Raw genomic sequence first — 16,258 nt, 5'->3', positions numbered from 1 at the left:
GGCGGATGGGCAAGGAGTGTGCTCGACCATAGGGATCATCGCCGGTGAACGGCCGGCAGGAGGCCGGCCGTTCACCCGGCCGGGACCACGAGCTGAGGGAGACGCACCTGCACACCGACGCGCCCGACCTGACCTCGACGCCCGCAGCGTTGGTGGCGGAGTGCCTCTACAAAGCCCCGCAGTCCCGGCCCAATGCCGCGAACCTGCTCAAGCGCCTGGAACGCGCTGCAGAGAAGGCTCCTCCGCCCGGTCCGAAGTAGAAAGACCCGTTGACCCCCGGGAGAAGAATGGGATCAACGGGCAGGTCACCGCTCTCTGGTCACAGAGAGGTGTCGCGCCACCTCGCCGGTGGCGTGCGGGTCAGACCCTCCAGCGCTGGTAGACCAGGCCGTTGCAACCGACCGTGCGGACGCCGTACTGGCTGTTGTCCAGGCAGTGGTTGTTCCACACGCTCACCAGCTCGCGCGTGCTGTCGCCCCAGTTCTTGACGCGCCAGCGCTGCCACGGGCCGTCGTTGCAGCCGAAGCCGCGCAGGCCGTGCTCGCTGTTGTCCAGGCACATCTTCGTGGCGACGTTCATGTACCGGACGGTGCCGTCGCTGTACTGCGTGACCTCCCACCGCTGCCACGGCCCGCCGTTCCATCCGCGCGCGTGCACGCCGTTGTTCGGGTTGTAATCCAGGTAGGTGTCGTTCCACTTGCTCCACATCACCGTGTCAGCCGCAGCCGATGCCGTCGGGACCACCATCAGCAGCCCCAGCACCACCGCGGCGAGCGCTGCCGCAACTCGTCCGAACTTCATCCGTCCCCCTCATGAGGTGCGTTTTCCGTACGGGCGACGACAGTGCCGGCGGGACCTGGCACGGACCTGGCACGGCGTGTTGGACACCGGGTCGACGGGGGACGTGCGGTTCCGACTGCTAGGCGAGCTGGTGACGTGTGGTGGGGACGACCGGGTGCGGGCCGCGAAGGTCGGTGAGGCGTTGGACCTCGTGGTGGGGCACGCCGCTGACCGGTGTGGACGAGCACGAGGTGCGGTTGCGGCTCGGTCGGCACGTCCAGTCGGTGGCTCCGCTGACCGCGTTGGCCGTCGAACGGCCGTTGGACGAGCGGGTGGCCCGGCTGCTGCTCCGGGCGCTGGTGGACAGCGGGCTGCACGCCGAAGCCCTCGCCCACCACGACAAACTGCGCCACCGGCTCACCGAGGAGCTCGGCGTGGACCCCAGCCCCGAACAGCGCGACCTCCACCGGCGCCTGCTGGCCGACGACGCGGGGCGGGTGCCGTCGAATCCCCGGTGCCGCGCCAACTGCCCGCCGCGCCCGTGCCGTTCGTCGGTCGGCACGCCGAACTGGCCCGGCTCGACCGCACGCTGCGGCCCGGTGCGGCCACGGTGGTGCTCTCGGCGCTCGCGGGTGCGGGTGGGGTCGGCAAGTCGTGGCCGGCGCCGTACTGGGCGCACCGCAACGCCGACCGGTTCCCCGACGGGCAGCTCTTCGTGGACCTGCGCGGCTTCAGCCCCGACGACGACCCGATGGACCCGACGGTCGGAGTGCGGGCTTCCTGGACGCGCTGGGGGTCGAGCCGGACCGCGTGACCACCGACCCGCACGCCCAGGTGGCGCTGTTCCGCAGCCTGGTGGCAGACAGGCGGGTACTGCTGGTGCTGGACAACGCCGCCGACACCGCACAGGTCACGCCGCTGCGGCCGGGCAGCGGCACGTGCGCGGTGCTGGTCACCAGCCGGCTCGCGGGCCTGGTCACCGGGCACGGCGCGCACCACGTGCCGGTGGACCTCCTCATCCATCCCGGCACCGTCCGGGAGCGACGCGCCTCCTGGACGTCCATCCTCGCCACCATCATGCTGAAGCGGTTCTCCGACGGGTCCGGCACCCGCGCCGGCCAGTTCTTCACCCCGCGCGAGGTCGTCGAACTGATCGTCGAGGTCCTGGACCCCAAGAACTTCGAGTCGGTGTACGACCCGACCTGCGGGTCGAGCGGCATGCACATCGCCTCCGCGAACCTCCGAAAACCCACGGCGGGCGCGGCTACACCCTGAAGGACCCGCGCTTCAAGAAGCCGGACGGGTCCATCGCGCAGTTCGACGTGAACCTCGCCAACCCGCCCTACAGCCTGAAATGGAAGCCCTCGACCAACGACCCGCGCGCACTCGGCGGTGTCGCCCCTCAGTCGTCGGCGGACTGGGCGTTCGTGCAGCACATGATCGCCAGCATGGGCGCAAATAAGGGCCGTGCCGGCGTCGTCCTACCCCACGGCGTCCCCTCTTCCGCGGTGGCCAGGAAGCAGCCAACAGGTGGTTGAGACCCGATGAACCTCGGTCGTGGTCTCGCCGGCGACGTGCACCTGACCGGCGGCCGATCAACGTCGCCACCGCCACCGTCCGGATGCCCCTCGGTCACCGACTCCGCTCGTGAACAGGCTCATGCCGCACCGAACCGGTAGCGCAGGAGGCGGTGGGCGAAGCGCAGCGGGCGCACGGAGAACCACCCATCTCAGCCACCACCGCTCGCCCTGCCCGACCCGGCAAGGCGACTCCCCTCAACCTGAACACCCTCGTATCGAAGGAATTTCGCCCCTTCTCCCTCCGGAGGTCTCCACATGATCAGCAACCCCACCCTCCAGCGCAGGCCTGGGGCGTGCTCGACCGCTTCCAGCCCTTCGTCACCCTCGGCACCGCACCGATGCACTACGTCCTCGCCCCGGCCGGCGCGGCCGTGTTCGCCGCCGAGGACGGCTTGGACGTCAAGGAGATGGGCTACCGGCACGACCGGGTCTTCGGCGTCGCCCACAGCCTGCGCCTGGCCCACACCGTCGGCGTCAATGAGTGGTTCACCGCCCTGGTCGACCGCGCCCGCCACCCCTCACCCCGGCGAACAGATCGCGCTGACGGCGTGGTGGTCGGAAACCCGCTGCGCCAAGCATTTCGGCGACCTGGCCAAACCCGACGGTTACGGCCGCTGGCGGCACGGCGACCAGCAGGTGGAGTGGTTCCTGGAATACGACTTCGGCACCGAGGCCCTGGCCAAGCTCACCGGGAAACTGGCCGGCTACGCCGCCCTCACCCAGGCCACCGGTATCACCACGCCACTGCTGGTGTGGCTGCCGACCTCGCGGCGCGAAGCCACCGCACGACGATTGCTCACGCGGGCCTGGCGTGAACTGGAGGACCCGCGCTCGGTGCCGGTCGCCACCGCGGCAGCCGAACTGCTCGACCCCCACCGCCGCACATCCCGCCGCCGATGGCCACCAGCGGTGACGCCGGGCCCGGCCCGGACTCGCCCCATCCGATGGCCCCGCCGCCCTCGCCGATGCCGCCCACCTCGACCAACCCGCGGGCACCGCGCGAGTCGGGCCAACCGGGCAGGTGGTGAACCCATGCCCGTCAAACTCGCGATCGGGGCCGCCGCAGTGCTGCTGCTCGTCCCCCGTCCTGCTCGGCCAAGGCGTAAGTGCCGTGGTGGACGCGCTGTTCGGCAGCTCGTCGAGCACCTTCGTGGATTGCACCAGGCCCATTGCCGACATCCCGCCCGACTACTGCCTGCTCTACATCACCGCGGCCCCGGACTGCCTCGGCCTGGGCTGGACCGTGCTCGCCGCGATCGGCAAGGTCGAGCCCGACCACGGCCGCCTGAAAGCACCCGGAGTCACCGACAGCGAGAACCTCGCCGGGGCCGGCGGACCGATGCAGTTCCTCGCAACGACCTTCACCGGCGTCATCACCGCACACCGGATACCACCGGGCGGCACCCACCCGCCCTCCCGGTATAACACACGCGACGCCGTCCACGCCGCCGCCTTCCTGCTCTGCGACGAAGGAGCCCGGCGCGGCGACCTCCGGGCGGCGATCTACGCCTACAACCCCGCTGACTGGTACGTCGACAAGGCCCTCGAACAGGCCAGGAAGTACGCCGAGGCCGCCGCGACCAGTGTCGGCCACGGCGACTGCAACACCATCCAAGCCCACAACACGGTCACCCTCGCAGCGATCAACTACCCCCGCGGGATGCACGGCACACCCGGCAACATCCACCACGTCGGCCTCTACATCGGCGCCGGACTCATGATCAACGCACCGAACTTCGACCAACCGGTACAGATCGACAACCACCGCTACCCCAGCGACGACTACGCCGGAGCGACCCGCCCGACCACCCCCATCGCGTTGTAGTTTCCGCACGAGAATGACAGTTTCCGCGTGAGCATCAGGTAACTCAAGTGCTGCGGAAAGAGCAGCCGTGAGGTACGGGGCTTGCCCGCCAGGCCCGGACTCGGACAACCTCGCTGCCCCGGCATCCGTCTACCGGGAGAGAGTCACGAGGCTGGAGTCGCCTTCTTGAAGATTTCGAACACGGCCAGGTAGTTCTTGTCGCTGTAGCCCTCGGCGATCGCTCGCTCGGCGATCTCCTTCATCAGCCGCGGCTGATCGGAGTGGACGCCCTGTTCCACGGACGTGCGGGTGATGTGCTCGAGCGCGTTCAGGTTCATTTCCATGGTGCCGAGGTCGCCGGGGTAGTCGCCCTTCTCCAAGTCGGGCGCGAGTTCGGCAAGGCCCGAGTCCACCACCGAGGGCATGAACCAGCCGAGCGCGAGTTCGGCGAACTCCACCGCCGAAACGTCCGCCGAGCCGACCAGGGCGGTGGCGTGCAGGAAGCCGTTCATGGTCGCGTACATCATGTCGAGCAGTGCGGCGTTGTACAGCACCGCCAGGCTGGGGTCGGAACCGAGGTACCGGGGGTCGCCCATGCTCGCCAGCGTCACCCGGACCTTGTCGAAGACGTCCCGCGAACCGCTGTACAGGAAGACGGATTCGGGATGTCCGACGAGCGGCGGAGGCACCATGATCGCACCGTCGAGGTACTCCGCCCCGCGCTCGGTCGCCCAGCCGAGTGCCGTGCGCGCCTCCGTCGGCGTACCGGAGTTGAGGTTCACCAGTATGCGGCCTTTCAGGGCGTCTCCGGCGGAGTCGAAGGCCCCGTACACGGTCTCGTAGTCCTTGAGACAGGTGATCGTGACGGGGCTCGCGGACACCGCCTCGGAGACGGTTGCCGCGAGGTGGGCGCCGTTGGTGACGAGACCTTCGGCTTTGCCCGGGGTGCGGTTCCACACGGTCAGGGGGTGACCCTGCTTCAGGAGCGCCTCGGCGAGGGCCATGCCCATGGGGCCAAGGCCAACGACGGTGACGGGGCTTGTTGATTGCTGTGTCGTCATGAACGGGGACGCTAGAGTCTCACATCGGTGTGAGAGTCAACTCGAATCGGTGTGGTGATCGGCACGTGCGTATCGGAACTTTGTCCCAGCGGACCGGGGTCAGCGTCCGACTGTTGCGCTACTACGAGGAGCAGGGCCTGTTGACGCCACGCCGTCGGCCCAGCGGGTATCGCGAGTACGCCGAAGAGGATGCGCGCACCGTCCAGAACATCCGCACTCTGCTGGCCGCAGGCCTCAATACCCACACGATCGCAGAGTTGCTGCCCTGCATGGTCGACGAAGGCCAGGGACTGGCGCCGGGTTGCCCCGACATGCTTCCCGACCTGTACCGGGAACGCGAACGGATCGACCGCGCCGTAGCCGATCTCATGGCCGCACGCGCCGTGTTGGACACCGTCATCGCGGCCACGCCGTCGCACGACAGCGCCGAGCCGGATGGCTGCCTTGCGATGACGACCGGTGCCGCGCCGTCGTGACGGACATGTGAGCCGCGGTAGCGGCTGAACTCAGCGGTGATGTCCGTTCGTGGGAACCAAGGCCAATGCGCAACTACTCCGGAAAGCGCGCGCACCGGCCGTGCTCAACTACCACTGTCTGTGTTGCAGTTGAAGTCCCGGAAGTCAGGGAGGTGGCAGTGGAGTCGGTTCGGTCTAGTGATGTGGCGAATCTGTTGCCTTGGCGCAGTTTACGGTCACATCATCAAGAGCGTGGACTTCCACCCGTTCCCGCTGGGCAACCCGAGCCTGGTGTCGATCCCGCCGTCGTTCCTGCCGGGCTACCTCGGCACGGTGCTCAGCCGCGACCGCGCCGACACCGAGCGGTCCGACGAGCCGAAGGTCCGCTCGGTGACGGGCATCGGCGCGGGCGCTAGCCGACGCTCGTGCGCCGGGGCAGGCGCACCAGCCCGCCGATGGCGACCAGGAACACCAGCGGTGCGCCGAAGAAGATCAGCGTGGAGACCGTGTCGTTGATCGGCCCGTGGTGCACGGCGTGCACGAGCCGCGCGAGCAACGCGGTCGCGACCGGCGCCGAGAGCACCAGCGCGGCCCGCCATCCGGTGGCGGACCTGATGCCGGCGGCCAGCACCGCGCCGGCGAACAGGACCGCGAGCGCCGCGTACCCGGCGATCTCGTCCCCGTGGCCGAACACCCCGAGCCCCACGATCACCAGGACCGTCGCGGCCATGGTGACGATCGCGGGCCGGCCCCGGGCCTTGCGACCGTCCGACATGGACAGCGCGAAGGCCGTGACCGCGCTGAGCAGCACCCAGCCCGCCTTGTCCGTGAACCACTGCCAGCCCGCGAACGGCAGCCGGAGGACCACGACCAGCCCGGCGGTGGCCACCCAGGCGCCGATCGCCGCCGCCCTGCGTTTCCCTGCCATGGCAAGGATCGCGACCCCGAGCCAGACGAACCACACCGGCGCGTCGGGGAGCTGCTCGAACGGCGGCGCCGAGCCCGCCTGGACCCACCAGGCCAGCTCGTGCAGGCTCGTGGCCGCACCCGCCAGGACCGCGATCGGGCCGAGCAGGCTGACGATCGCCAGCACGTCGGCCGCGAGCAGACGCCGCACGTGCAACCGGAACGCGCCCCACAGCAGGTCGGCGGTGTCCCGCGGGCCCGGGGTCGTCCGGTCACCCGCGTCGGCGATCAGCACGCCGAGCATCTCGTCGCCGTGCTGTTCGCGGTGGTCCCGCGGGTAGAGGCCCAGCAGCCGCCGGTACCGCTTCTCGAGTTCGCTCACGCCGTCCCTCCGATGAGCCGTGCACGCAGACGTGTTTCCGCGACACGGGTAGTGGCCCGCACCCGTGCGATCTCCTCCGCCAGCCTGGCCGCCCCCGGGTCGGTCAGGCGGTAGTACCGCCTGAGCCTGCCGTCGACCACCTCTTCCCGATCGACGGCCACCCACTCGTCCGAGGTCAGCCGGTCGAGCGCGGTGTAGAGGGTGCCCGCCCGCAGCCGCACCCGCCCCCCGGAGATCTGCTCGACATCACGCAGGATCCCGTAGCCATGCCGGGGCTCTTCGGCAAGCGCGGTGAGTATCAGGAACGTGGGTTCCCGCAAAGCGTCGGTCACAGGAACGGTATATACCGATCATCGGCCTATGCGCAAGCCACCGAACCACCCCGACGCGCGAGCACCACCTTGAACCGTCGCCAAGCGAGGCACCAAGGCCGGTGTTCATCTCGTAATCGAGCGCCGCGCCGGATGGCCGTGTTGCAGTCGAAGTCTCCAGAACTGCAAGTGCGGTCTACGACAGGTCGGACATGTCGAGCACGAAGCGGTAGCGGACGTCGTTGCGCTCCAAGCGGTCGAGGGCTTCGTTCACGCGCGCCGAGTGCACGAATTCGATGTCGGCGGTGACGTCGTGCCGGGCGCAGAACTTCAACATGGCGGCGGTTTCGGGGCGACCGCCGCTACCTGCGGAGCTGAGCTTCTTGCGCCCGATCAGCGGGTCGGTGGTCTCCACGGTGTCCGGTCCGAGGTGCCCACGCGCCTCCCCGCACGTGACGCCAACATACGCTCAGGCTGCTTGCAGAGCCGCCAGACAGCTTGCGACCAAGTAGTGCGGACACCGGCCGCTTCCCGGCTGATCACGTTGCGCGGAAACGAGGTTGTCAACCATCTGACACAGGCAGCGGGTGTGGTGAACGCGTTAGCGGGCGCGTGTCAGTTCCAGTACGGCAGTCAGTTGCCGTGGGGTTGGCAGGATGGTCAGTGCCTCGTCGATCTCGCGTTCGGCCCAGTCACGGTGCCGCTGCTCGGCATGTGGGTCGAGGGCGATGTTCGTCTGGGCCAGGAGGAAGTTCAGCCGGGACGCCAGGTACATCGTGAAGTCTGCCGGCGCGGTGATGCGGCCTGGGCCGCCCTCGTCCAGGTAGGCCTCGTACACGCGGCGCATGGCGTCGAGGTCGGCGGCCGGGCCGTCGCCGAACCAGGCGAACAGCGCCCAGGCCAGCTCCCGACCGGGCGCGGCCGGCCCGAGGTTGTCCCAGTCGAGGACCACCAGCGCGCCGGCGGGGTCGGCGAGGACGTTCTGCGGGTGCAGGTCGCGATGACAGAGGATCAGCCCGGCGGGATCGGCCGGTGCGACCGCCGCGCACAGGTCGGTCACCGTGGTGAGCCGGTCGGTCAGTCGGGCGGCCCACACCGCGCCCGACGCGGACGCCGCCGCCCACTCGTGCGCGGCGGGGATGTGGTCATACCAGGGATCAGGCGGTCCGCCGCCCGGCTCGACCGCCGCAGCCGGGGCGCACCGGTGCAGACGCGCCAGCAGCGTCCCGAGCTCTCCCGGCGTGGCGAGCGCGGTCAGCTCGACCGGCCGCACGTCGACCCAGTCATAGAGCCGCAGCCACTTCCCGTCGGGCGCCGCGAGCAGGTGGCGCCCGTTGCGGTCGGGGTGGCTCTCCGGCAGCCGCACCCCCACCTCGGCCGCCCGCCGCGCGAACGCCAGTTCCGCCTCGATCACCGCCTCCGACGGCGGCTCGGCGAAGCCCTCCTTGAGCGCATACCGTTCCGGGCCGACGTCCAGCCGCCAGATCTGTCCCAGTGCACCCCGCGGCCCCGCCGACACCACGACGTCCTCATCCCACCCGAACGCCTCCCGCACGTGCGCCACCAACTCGTCGACCACAGTCAGACCACCGGAGACAGCAGGACGACCGGCGGCCGGCGGGCGAAGAGCGCGAAGATCTGAGCGATGAGCGTCACGCCACCCAGTATGGACCGTACGGGTGGCCCGCCGCCTTGGCACCGAACGGGCCGCCTAAAGGCGCGCGATCAGGCCGCAGGGCCCGACGATACGGACGGACGGCCGATTCATAGAACGTTCTCTTCTGCCGTGGGTCGGGCGACCTGCGAAGCGCGCGACGCGCGCTCATGCCGCGACCGGCGTGATGACCGCTTGCTCTGTGCGGACCGTGCTCGGCGGCACGTCGTGGACCGCGCTGCTGACGACGCCGTTGTCGGTGGTGGCGGCCAGGGTGTGGCCGTCCGGGCTGAACGCGACCGACGCGACGTTGCCGCCGCCACCGGCCAGTCAGGTCGGCGGCAGGTTCCGAGGAAATCGTCCAGAAGCTCTGCCGCGGATGTCGGTGCCGTGGACACGGTTCGACGCGATGCAGCTCTTGGCCCACGCCATCGGCCCGCTGGTGGCGGCCGGTGCGGTGGCAATGCTGCTCTCCGCAGGGGTGCGGCATGAGCCTGGCGATGCAGGGCAACCGGGACGGCGAGTTGATTCCGTGCCGATGCGCTACCCGGCAACGGTTCCGGGGACGTGGTGTTGCGGTCGGGAAATCGAGCGGAAGCGCGCGAAATGCGCCGAGGCCGGGATTGTGAACTCGGTGAGAAAGGCGTCACTGACCGGGCCGACCACCCGGATGTCGAGCAGTTCGGTCGCGTCTCCCCAGAGCTTTTGCCCCGCAGCCGTGACGCGCAAGTGGTCGCGGATGGCCTGCTCGTCGGCGTAGCGCTCATGCTGGAGGATAATGCCGTCTTCCCGGCGGAAGAGGTGGTACTCCAGGACGTAGGGCTCCTCGGCCTCCGTCAGCGGTAGCACGGTTTTCAGGTACTGCTCGAAGAGCGCTTCTCTGCCGGCGACGACCCGGTAGGCGAAGATCAGGTCGACCTGGGACGAATTGGGCATCGTGTCTTTCCTTCCTAGTTCGACCGTAGTGGTGCTGTGTCACTGCCAGGTCGGCATGTGTTCATCGATGTAGCGAGCGCCGTACCCGCCGGTGGGCAGGATCGCGGCGATGCGGTCCAGGTCGTCGGGTTCCGGCTGTAGGTCGGCCGCGAGGGCGTTCTCGGTCACCCGTTTCGGGTTGCGGCTGCCGGGGATCGGGACGATGTGCTCCCCCTGCGCGAGCGGCCAGGCCCGACCGCAGCGGCTCGGTGATGAGCGGGGTGTTGACCACACCGGGATCGATGGAGTTCATCGGGATGTTGTCCCTGGCCAGCTCGATGATGTCGGTGACCACCACGGACGCACCTTCCGCGTGGGAGCCGCGCGCGTGCGACGCCCCCATCCCCCGGCTGCTCCAGTGATCAGGACGACCTTGCTGTGAAAACGCATCTCAGGTGTCCGTTGTGATGTTTGGTGACGTGGATAGCGCGGCGCGGTCAGTCGTCGGCGAAGTCGACCCGGACGAGCGGACTGCTGGCCATCCACTGTTCGAGCGGTTCGACCGGCTGCGGGATGGCCGCTGGGTTCCAGGGCTGGTTCAGGTCGGTGATGATCGCGCTGAACACGTGCTCGCGGAGCTGCGGGTCGTGCACCGGCGTCCCGATCGCCGGGAGGTCCGCGCGCACTCCGTTCTTGAGGTGGAAGATGAACCGTGGGGTGCGCAGGATGTTGGCGTACCAGCTACGCCTCGCAGGTGAGGTGCTGAGGTAGATCTGCCCGTCGACCCGGTAGAACCAGATCTCGATCCGCCTGGGCTGCCCGGTCCGAGCCCCGATCGTCGTGATGTCGATCGTGCGGTCCCGTGACCGTGACGCCGGCGTGATCGCCAACGCCTTTCGGATCTCCGCGTTCATCGCGGACCTCCAAGTAAGTAAGTACTGATTTATTTTAGACTAGGACGGGTTCAAGCTCTTGTCAAAGGACCCCCGTACCGCCAGGAGGCCGCATGTCCCCGCGCGACGCCCACGCCACCAAGGCGCGCATCCTGCGAGCCGCCACGGCCGAGTTCGCCGAGCACGGCTACGCGGGTGGACGCGTTGATCGGATCGCGCGCGAGGCGGAGACCAACGTGCGGATGATCTACGCCTACTTCAGCAGCAAGGACGGCCTCTTCGACACCGCTGTCACCAGCGCGATCCACTCGATGGCGGCTGCGGTCCCCCCGAGGGCCGACGACCTGCCCGCATGGGCGGGTGAGGTGTTCGACTACCACCGTCGGGAGCCCTCGGCCCTACGCATCACCATGTGGGCCCACCTCGAACGCCCGGAAGCCGCCGCCGAGCCGATGGAGAGCTACGCCTCCAAGACCACGACGGTGTCAGGCGTCGACAGCGCCCCACTGACAGCAGTCGATCTACTGGTCTTCATCTACGCCATCGCCCAGGCGTGGTATCTCACGCCGACCGGACTGCTGCGCGCGGACGGCTCGGACCCCACCGACCCCCAGCGAATCGCTGACCACCGCGCCTCGATTGTCACTGCGGTCACACGTTTCGTCCGCTCCGCCGACTGAACCGTCCAAGACCGACCGTCCACACCAAACAGTCCTGCGGATCTCACCTAGGCGGAAACGCCACCACCAGGAACTCTGCTTGCGGCAGGCGACGTTATTCGCCTTCAGTTCGTCCAGCGCAGCGCTGCCCCGTATTGATCAGCTCATCGATGTGCGCGCTGACCGATCATGCTCTCTCCCGCGCGTGCGAACGCTGCCCTGGTGTTCTACCGGACGGCGAGTCCTCGCATGACACGGTCATCGCGCGGGTCAGCGCCTGGTTGCCGGCCTGGGTCGGGCAGCTCCACGCCGCGTCGGTGACAACTGTGGACCATGCCTCCACCCGAGTTCCGAAGCGCGCCAACAGGTACTGCGCGAGGACGTCCGCGGCCCGGTCGCCGAACGCCGTGCGGACAAGCTGCGGGTAGGTCTGCGCGGTGATCGCGTCCGGCATCGCCTTGGCCGCGCCGGCCATGAACGCGCGGGCCTCCTCGTGGTTGCCGCCCGACAGCACCGGGACGCGCACGATCCGGCCGGCGCGGACCGCGTCCGACGGGTTGGCCGGCAGTAGAGTCTGGTGGTCGAGAAAGTGCTCGTACTCGGCATTGAGGTCGCCGCATCCACCCTCTGACAGATCGACGAGGCGGATGCCGTCGACTCGGAACTCCCGTCTGCCGCTCCTCAGGTGCCTCACCGCATGTGGCCGCTACCGACTGCCGGGCACCCACGTGCGGACGCGCCGGCCGGGCCCTGGTACCTCGTTGGGGGCCCGGCCGGCGTCGGTTCGTCAGTCGCCTATGAACCACAGGAAGCGGTGTGGTTTGCGTTGTCCTTCGACGCAGATCGCCACCAGTTCCTTGGCGACGGCCGATCGCTCCCCCTGCGGGCCCGCCTTCGACACCCGTTCCAGTTCCGCGACCAGGGTCGCCATCTGGCCGCGGTTGAAGATGGTGTTCCCGTACGGGTCGACGTGACCCAGCATCGGGTACTGGTCCCGATCGGTCCGGCCCACGAGCGGGAGATACGGACGGTCCATCCGGATGAGCACCGTGCCGGCACCGTCTTTCAGCACCACGGAGATGGCCACCTCGTTCACCCCACTCCAGGGAACATGGTGACCAGTTCTCCACTGCCCAGATCACGGATCACGGTGTAGATCGTAGTGGGTTTCCTATTGTGGTGCCCGACGACCTTGCCCGCGTCGATCACGTACTTGAGGGTGCCCTCTGTAGGCTGGTACACACCGATCCTGCCCGCCGACCCGCGTGCGAGGTCGCCGAAGTCGGTTCCCGGGTCGAAGTAGCCCGCCTTCTTGTCCCACTCAGGTCCGTCTTTGAGATGGCGCCTCTTCGCGTGGTCGATGCCGTCGACGTCGTCGCCGCACGGTCCGGTGTTGTGCACGAGCACGGGTGTCTCGCCGGCGAAGACGTAATAGGTGTGGATGCCTTCGACGGACAGGTTGTGCACCCGCTGGATCGCGGCGTACCTCCGGGTGCCCGCGACCTGCCGTCGTGTGCTGGCCGAGGTCAGCACGTCGTCGCCCGGCACCAGGTCGCCCGCGTCGATCCACCGGCCTTGGTCGTCGGCCCAGAACGGGTGGCCCGCGGTCGCGGTCACGAAGCCGGCATCGTCGCCGTCGACGGTCACGCGCACGAGGTCCTTGTTGCCCTCCCCGACGATCAGCCGCACGACGATCCGGCTTTCGGTCCGCCCGCTCTCCGGATCGGTGGAGAGGACCTCGTCGCCTTCCTCGATCCGGCTGATGGGCTTCCGCGACCCGTCGGCCATCAACACCTCGGTGTCACCGGTGAAGCTGTTCGACAGCGGGCAGCCGCCCTTGCCCTGGCGGACCCCGGCGCTGTGGTTGACGCCGCGCGGCGACTTCACCTTCCCTCGGCCGGCACCGCTGAACGGGTTCTCCAGCTCGCCTTCGAGCACCATGTTCGCCGTGACGGCGAGCTGGAAGCTCCTGCCGCAGTATCCGGGGTCCTCCGCGCAGATCTCGCCGAGGGCCCGGAAGGTCGCCCAGCGCGGGTTGCTCTGCATCATGTCCCGGTACAGCTTGTTGTTGCTGATCCGGTCATCCACCTTCCCGGCGAGATCCCGGTGATCAGGCCCGCCGAACTCCGAGACCGGTGGCAGTAGCTGGCTGTTGATGTAGACCTTGTCCGGCTCGTCGATGTCGAACGTGGTTCCACCGGGCAGTGTGTGGTGGTCCGGGTTGTGGCGCTTGTCCACCGGCACCGGCGCCGTGTCGAGGAAAGCGTGGATCTCCTTGTCCATCCCGCAGTCCACACCGTCGATACCGCAGTTGCGGTGGCCGTCCAGCTCGATCCGGCTGATCGGGTTGCCGCCACCGAACGCGTAGCGGTTGCCGCTCCACGGGTCGGTCGCGAGCTGGAGGTCACCCAGTGCGCCCTGGTAGCTGTCCCGGGACAGGAACGTGTTGCGACCGGGGCTGTAGTCGCGGAATCCCATGTCGTAGTTGCCGGTCGCGGGGTCGTACCGCTTCGCGTTGAAGCGGTACGCGTTGTAGACATCCTTGGTGGGTTCCTGCGGGTCGGGTTTATCCACACCTGTGAACGCGGTCTTGTCGTCGCCGCCATAGGCGGAGTAGCCGTAGGTCGCCTTGGCGTTGCCGAGGCTGTCGGTCAACTGCTCGACGTCGGTGTGGGCGTTGTAGCCGTAGAACCCGTTCTCCACGGTGCCATCGTCGCTGTGCTTGGCCTGCGACAGGCGCTCGCCGGTAGCGCTGTACTGGTAGGACTTGTGCGCCTTCCCGTCGACAGCCTCACCGATCAGGTCGTTGGACAGGCCGAGGTAGGTGAAGTCCGTGCGTCGGCCGCCCTCGGTCCGCGTGGTGGTGCGATCCAGCGGATCGTAGGTGTTGTGGACCGTGACCCGTTCGTCTTCGTTGCCCGGCCTGGGCTTCTGGTGCTCGACGACCCGGTCGAACCCGTCGTACCGGTACTTCTCGACGAGTTCACCGCCGGCTTTCACCTTGTCCAGCCGTCCGTACGGGTCGTAGGTGTGGGCGGCGGTGACGTCACCGGCATTGGAGGAGACGAGCCGGTTCCGGTCGTAGGTGAACGTCGTCGTCCGGCCGTCCACCGACTGCTCCACGACGTTGTTGTTCGCGTCGTGTGCGTAGGTCTCGGTTCCACCCGCCGACTTCTCGACCTTCCTGATCCGGTCGCGCGGGTCGAACGTGTAGTTGTGCACCTCGTCCAGGTACGCCGAGTTGTCGTCGGCGTTCATCTTTCGCGAGGTGTCCTTGATCTGCTGGCCGTTCGCGTTGTACTCCAACCGGTGCTCGGCGACCACCGTGCCGTCCGGCTTCTTCTCGAGTTCGTGCCGAGCGCGACCGTCGAGGTAGTACTCGTCGTAGGACACGGTGTTGCCGTTGGCTTTGGTCTCCAGCGACCGGAGCCGCCGCCGGTCGTATCCGTAGGTCGTGACCTGCGGCTCGCGGCCGACGTCGGTGTTGGTGACCTTCGTCAGCAAGTCGCGTGGGTCGCTGTACTCGTAGACAGCGCTCTGTGTGTCGTGTGTGCGGGTCAACGGGTTGCCGTTGGCGTCGTAGGTGTAGGCGGTCGTCTCGGCTCCACTCGGCGGGTACGGGTGGTGACCACGTCACCTGGAACATCGACGTGCCGCGCAACGGCACGTACGAAGTGCTGGTCAGGTACACGAACGCGGCCACCGCGACGGATGCCGGCTACACCGTCGAACACGACGGCGGCACCGCTGTGAAGACCGTCGACCAGTCGCAGCAACCCGGTGAGTAGGTTTCGCTCGGGAGCTACGCCTACACCGAGGGCGCGGGCCGTAGTGCTTCTGCCCACTAGCGATAACGGAAGGCCGGACTCGCTCTGAGAGCGCTTTCCACCACCTGATCGCGTGCACTGGCCAGTGAGCACCGTGCACCTACCGCCGCGCGGCAACACCAGGCGCCGGTGCTCCGTATCCGGATTGACTTGTCGCAAATCTTGACGCACCATATTGAGGCAAGAGTTGCGACATTGGAGGCGTCATGCCGAACGGAACCTTGCCGAACGTCGACCCACCGGTGCGTCCGGCGGACCTCGAGCGGGCCGGCGTGTGGTTGGCCGGGCACGACCTGGTCGACATCCGGCCGACACCGTTGCTGGCGGCGCGTCTGGCGGTCCGGCGACGTGCCCGGCTGGCCGCTTCCGTCCTGCTGGCCGCGTTCATCATCGCGGTTGCCCTCGCCTACACCGGCGGCATGGTCGACGGGTCCGGGCACCGGCGCTGGTCGCTGCTGGTGTTGACGGCGCTGGTGGTCGGGTTGGTGCTGGCCCAGTCGTTGCTGGACGGGTGGGTGCGGCGGGTCGACCGGCGCGGCGGTGCGACGTTGCCGCGACGGGCGGCCCACCCGGTCCGGCTCGGCTGGCGGACCGTGCTCGGCTGGCCGCGTGCCGCGTTCGCGGCCACCACGTTCGCGGGCGCGACGGCACTGGCAATCGGCACCCTTACACTGCACGACTCCACCGCGAGGTACGCGGCGGTCATCCTGCTCATCGGGCTGGGCGGGCTTGCCGTCGGCATTGTCGTCCAGCTACGCCATATTCTGACGCACCCGGTCGTGGCGGACGACGAGGTCTCGCTGACCGCCGACGTCATCATGCGGGTCGAGGACGCCCGAGTCGGCGCCGCGCCGACCGCGGTGTGGTCGGTGTGGTCGCTGCCGGTCGTGTCGGTGTTCAGCACCACCGTCGGTTGGTGGAACGCCGCCTGGCTCGCCTTCATCGTCCTGAGCGTCATCGCGCTGGCCCTGATCGAGGCGCGGACCGCCCGGAGCGCCACGGTGGCGCGGCACGTCATGAGCGCACCGTGA

At 68.5% G+C, this 16,258-nt stretch carries 22 protein-coding genes and 3 pseudogenes; 13 read left to right on the top strand and 12 right to left on the bottom strand.

The window, feature by feature from the left end; translation table 11 throughout:
- The first annotated feature begins 44 nt into the window (after positions 1-44).
- Positions 45-260, top strand: coding sequence for a hypothetical protein (locus tag ACQPZF_RS11310; RefSeq protein WP_433270997.1), 216 nt, complete (start codon positions 45-47; stop codon positions 258-260).
- Between the two features lie 100 nt (positions 261-360).
- Here the strand turns inward: ACQPZF_RS11310 and ACQPZF_RS11305 are convergent, their stop codons facing one another.
- Positions 361-801, bottom strand: a complete 441-nt coding sequence (locus ACQPZF_RS11305; RefSeq protein WP_433270995.1) for an RICIN domain-containing protein — start codon at positions 799-801, stop codon at positions 361-363.
- Positions 802-938: 137 nt separating this feature from the next.
- Here ACQPZF_RS11305 and ACQPZF_RS11300 point away from each other — a divergent pair.
- The 7 genes and pseudogenes from ACQPZF_RS11300 to ACQPZF_RS11270 all read left to right on the top strand — a co-directional run.
- A pseudogene (locus ACQPZF_RS11300) lies at positions 939-1,199 on the top strand (BTAD domain-containing putative transcriptional regulator); the annotation flags it as partial.
- Positions 1,200-1,294: 95 nt separating this feature from the next.
- Positions 1,295-1,594, top strand: coding sequence for a hypothetical protein (locus ACQPZF_RS11295; RefSeq protein WP_433270993.1), 300 nt, complete (start codon positions 1,295-1,297; stop codon positions 1,592-1,594).
- Complete coding sequence (locus ACQPZF_RS11290) at positions 1,591-2,055, top strand: N-6 DNA methylase (protein ID WP_433270991.1); 465 nt, start codon at positions 1,591-1,593, stop codon at positions 2,053-2,055. The genes ACQPZF_RS11295 and ACQPZF_RS11290 overlap by 4 nt, the downstream gene beginning before the upstream one ends.
- Positions 1,983-2,318 carry an N-6 DNA methylase gene (locus tag ACQPZF_RS11285; RefSeq protein WP_433274530.1) on the top strand — a complete coding sequence of 112 codons (336 nt, stop codon included), beginning with the start codon at positions 1,983-1,985 and terminating at the stop codon, positions 2,316-2,318. Before ACQPZF_RS11290 ends, ACQPZF_RS11285 begins: the two co-directional genes overlap by 73 nt.
- A 380-nt stretch (positions 2,319-2,698) precedes the next feature.
- Positions 2,699-2,815 (top strand): annotated as a pseudogene (locus ACQPZF_RS11280) (replication-relaxation family protein); the annotation flags it as partial.
- Positions 2,816-2,837: 22 nt separating this feature from the next.
- Positions 2,838-3,044 (top strand): annotated as a pseudogene (locus ACQPZF_RS11275) (replication-relaxation family protein); the annotation flags it as partial.
- A 430-nt stretch (positions 3,045-3,474) separates the two neighbouring features.
- Complete coding sequence (locus tag ACQPZF_RS11270; protein ID WP_433270989.1) at positions 3,475-4,185, top strand: hydrolase Nlp/P60; 711 nt, start codon at positions 3,475-3,477, stop codon at positions 4,183-4,185.
- A gap of 143 nt (positions 4,186-4,328) precedes the next feature.
- On the opposite strand, the gene ACQPZF_RS11265 is transcribed toward ACQPZF_RS11270, so the two are convergent.
- Positions 4,329-5,225, bottom strand: coding sequence for an NAD(P)-dependent oxidoreductase (locus ACQPZF_RS11265; protein WP_433270987.1), 897 nt, complete (start codon positions 5,223-5,225; stop codon positions 4,329-4,331).
- A 113-nt stretch (positions 5,226-5,338) separates the two neighbouring features.
- Between ACQPZF_RS11265 and ACQPZF_RS11260 the strand changes: the two genes are divergently transcribed.
- Positions 5,339-5,701, top strand: coding sequence for a MerR family transcriptional regulator (locus ACQPZF_RS11260; protein WP_433270984.1), 363 nt, complete (start codon positions 5,339-5,341; stop codon positions 5,699-5,701).
- Positions 5,702-6,092: 391 nt separating this feature from the next.
- Here the strand turns inward: ACQPZF_RS11260 and ACQPZF_RS11255 are convergent, their stop codons facing one another.
- From ACQPZF_RS11255 to ACQPZF_RS11230, 6 genes are all read right to left on the bottom strand, one after another.
- Positions 6,093-6,968 (bottom strand): hypothetical protein, encoded by an 876-nt coding sequence (locus tag ACQPZF_RS11255; protein ID WP_433270982.1) that lies wholly within the window; start codon positions 6,966-6,968, stop codon positions 6,093-6,095.
- Positions 6,965-7,300 carry a PadR family transcriptional regulator gene (locus ACQPZF_RS11250; protein ID WP_433270980.1) on the bottom strand — a complete coding sequence of 112 codons (336 nt, stop codon included), beginning with the start codon at positions 7,298-7,300 and terminating at the stop codon, positions 6,965-6,967. The genes ACQPZF_RS11255 and ACQPZF_RS11250 overlap by 4 nt, the downstream gene beginning before the upstream one ends.
- 175 nt (positions 7,301-7,475) lie before the next feature.
- Complete coding sequence (locus tag ACQPZF_RS11245; protein ID WP_433270978.1) at positions 7,476-7,694, bottom strand: hypothetical protein; 219 nt, start codon at positions 7,692-7,694, stop codon at positions 7,476-7,478.
- 186 nt (positions 7,695-7,880) lie between these two features.
- Positions 7,881-8,858 carry a phosphotransferase enzyme family protein gene (locus ACQPZF_RS11240; RefSeq protein WP_433270975.1) on the bottom strand — a complete coding sequence of 326 codons (978 nt, stop codon included), beginning with the start codon at positions 8,856-8,858 and terminating at the stop codon, positions 7,881-7,883.
- A gap of 618 nt (positions 8,859-9,476) precedes the next feature.
- Positions 9,477-9,869, bottom strand: coding sequence for an antibiotic biosynthesis monooxygenase (locus ACQPZF_RS11235; RefSeq protein WP_433270972.1), 393 nt, complete (start codon positions 9,867-9,869; stop codon positions 9,477-9,479).
- Between the two features lie 39 nt (positions 9,870-9,908).
- A complete protein-coding gene (locus ACQPZF_RS11230; RefSeq protein ID WP_433270970.1) occupies positions 9,909-10,037 on the bottom strand; it encodes a hypothetical protein in 129 nt (42 codons plus the stop codon).
- Positions 10,038-10,132: 95 nt separating this feature from the next.
- Here ACQPZF_RS11230 and ACQPZF_RS11225 point away from each other — a divergent pair, with 95 nt between their 5' ends.
- On the top strand, positions 10,133-10,270 hold the full coding sequence (locus tag ACQPZF_RS11225; RefSeq protein WP_433270967.1) for a hypothetical protein: 138 nt from the start codon (positions 10,133-10,135) through the stop codon (positions 10,268-10,270).
- A 75-nt stretch (positions 10,271-10,345) separates the two neighbouring features.
- On the opposite strand, the gene ACQPZF_RS11220 is transcribed toward ACQPZF_RS11225, so the two are convergent.
- The gene (locus ACQPZF_RS11220) at positions 10,346-10,762 is read right to left on the bottom strand and encodes a nitroreductase/quinone reductase family protein (protein WP_433270965.1); all 417 of its coding nucleotides are present in this window, start codon (positions 10,760-10,762) and stop codon (positions 10,346-10,348) included.
- A 92-nt stretch (positions 10,763-10,854) separates the two neighbouring features.
- Here ACQPZF_RS11220 and ACQPZF_RS11215 point away from each other — a divergent pair, with 92 nt between their 5' ends.
- Positions 10,855-11,421 carry a TetR family transcriptional regulator gene (locus ACQPZF_RS11215; protein ID WP_433270962.1) on the top strand — a complete coding sequence of 189 codons (567 nt, stop codon included), beginning with the start codon at positions 10,855-10,857 and terminating at the stop codon, positions 11,419-11,421.
- Positions 11,422-11,587: 166 nt separating this feature from the next.
- On the opposite strand, the gene ACQPZF_RS11210 is transcribed toward ACQPZF_RS11215, so the two are convergent.
- The 3 genes from ACQPZF_RS11210 to ACQPZF_RS11200 form a co-directional block, all read right to left on the bottom strand.
- Positions 11,588-12,094, bottom strand: a complete 507-nt coding sequence (locus ACQPZF_RS11210) for a hypothetical protein (RefSeq protein WP_433270959.1) — start codon at positions 12,092-12,094, stop codon at positions 11,588-11,590.
- A gap of 93 nt (positions 12,095-12,187) precedes the next feature.
- Positions 12,188-12,496, bottom strand: coding sequence for a hypothetical protein (locus ACQPZF_RS11205; protein WP_433270957.1), 309 nt, complete (start codon positions 12,494-12,496; stop codon positions 12,188-12,190).
- Complete coding sequence (locus ACQPZF_RS11200; protein ID WP_433270955.1) at positions 12,493-14,904, bottom strand: polymorphic toxin-type HINT domain-containing protein; 2,412 nt, start codon at positions 14,902-14,904, stop codon at positions 12,493-12,495. Before ACQPZF_RS11200 ends, ACQPZF_RS11205 begins: the two co-directional genes overlap by 4 nt.
- Before the next feature lie 146 nt (positions 14,905-15,050).
- Here ACQPZF_RS11200 and ACQPZF_RS11195 point away from each other — a divergent pair, with 146 nt between their 5' ends.
- Together ACQPZF_RS11195 and ACQPZF_RS11190 are read left to right on the top strand one after the other, a co-directional pair.
- Complete coding sequence (locus ACQPZF_RS11195) at positions 15,051-15,188, top strand: hypothetical protein (RefSeq protein ID WP_433270953.1); 138 nt, start codon at positions 15,051-15,053, stop codon at positions 15,186-15,188.
- Positions 15,189-15,433: 245 nt separating this feature from the next.
- Positions 15,434-16,258, top strand: a complete 825-nt coding sequence (locus ACQPZF_RS11190; protein ID WP_433270951.1) for a hypothetical protein — start codon at positions 15,434-15,436, stop codon at positions 16,256-16,258.

This window comes from Actinosynnema sp. CS-041913 (assembly GCF_050942485.1).
In the GTDB taxonomy this organism is placed as follows: Bacteria; Actinomycetota; Actinomycetes; order Mycobacteriales; family Pseudonocardiaceae; genus Actinosynnema.
Note: the sequence above shows the minus strand (reverse complement) of the source record. Positions and strands in the feature narration are given on the sequence as shown.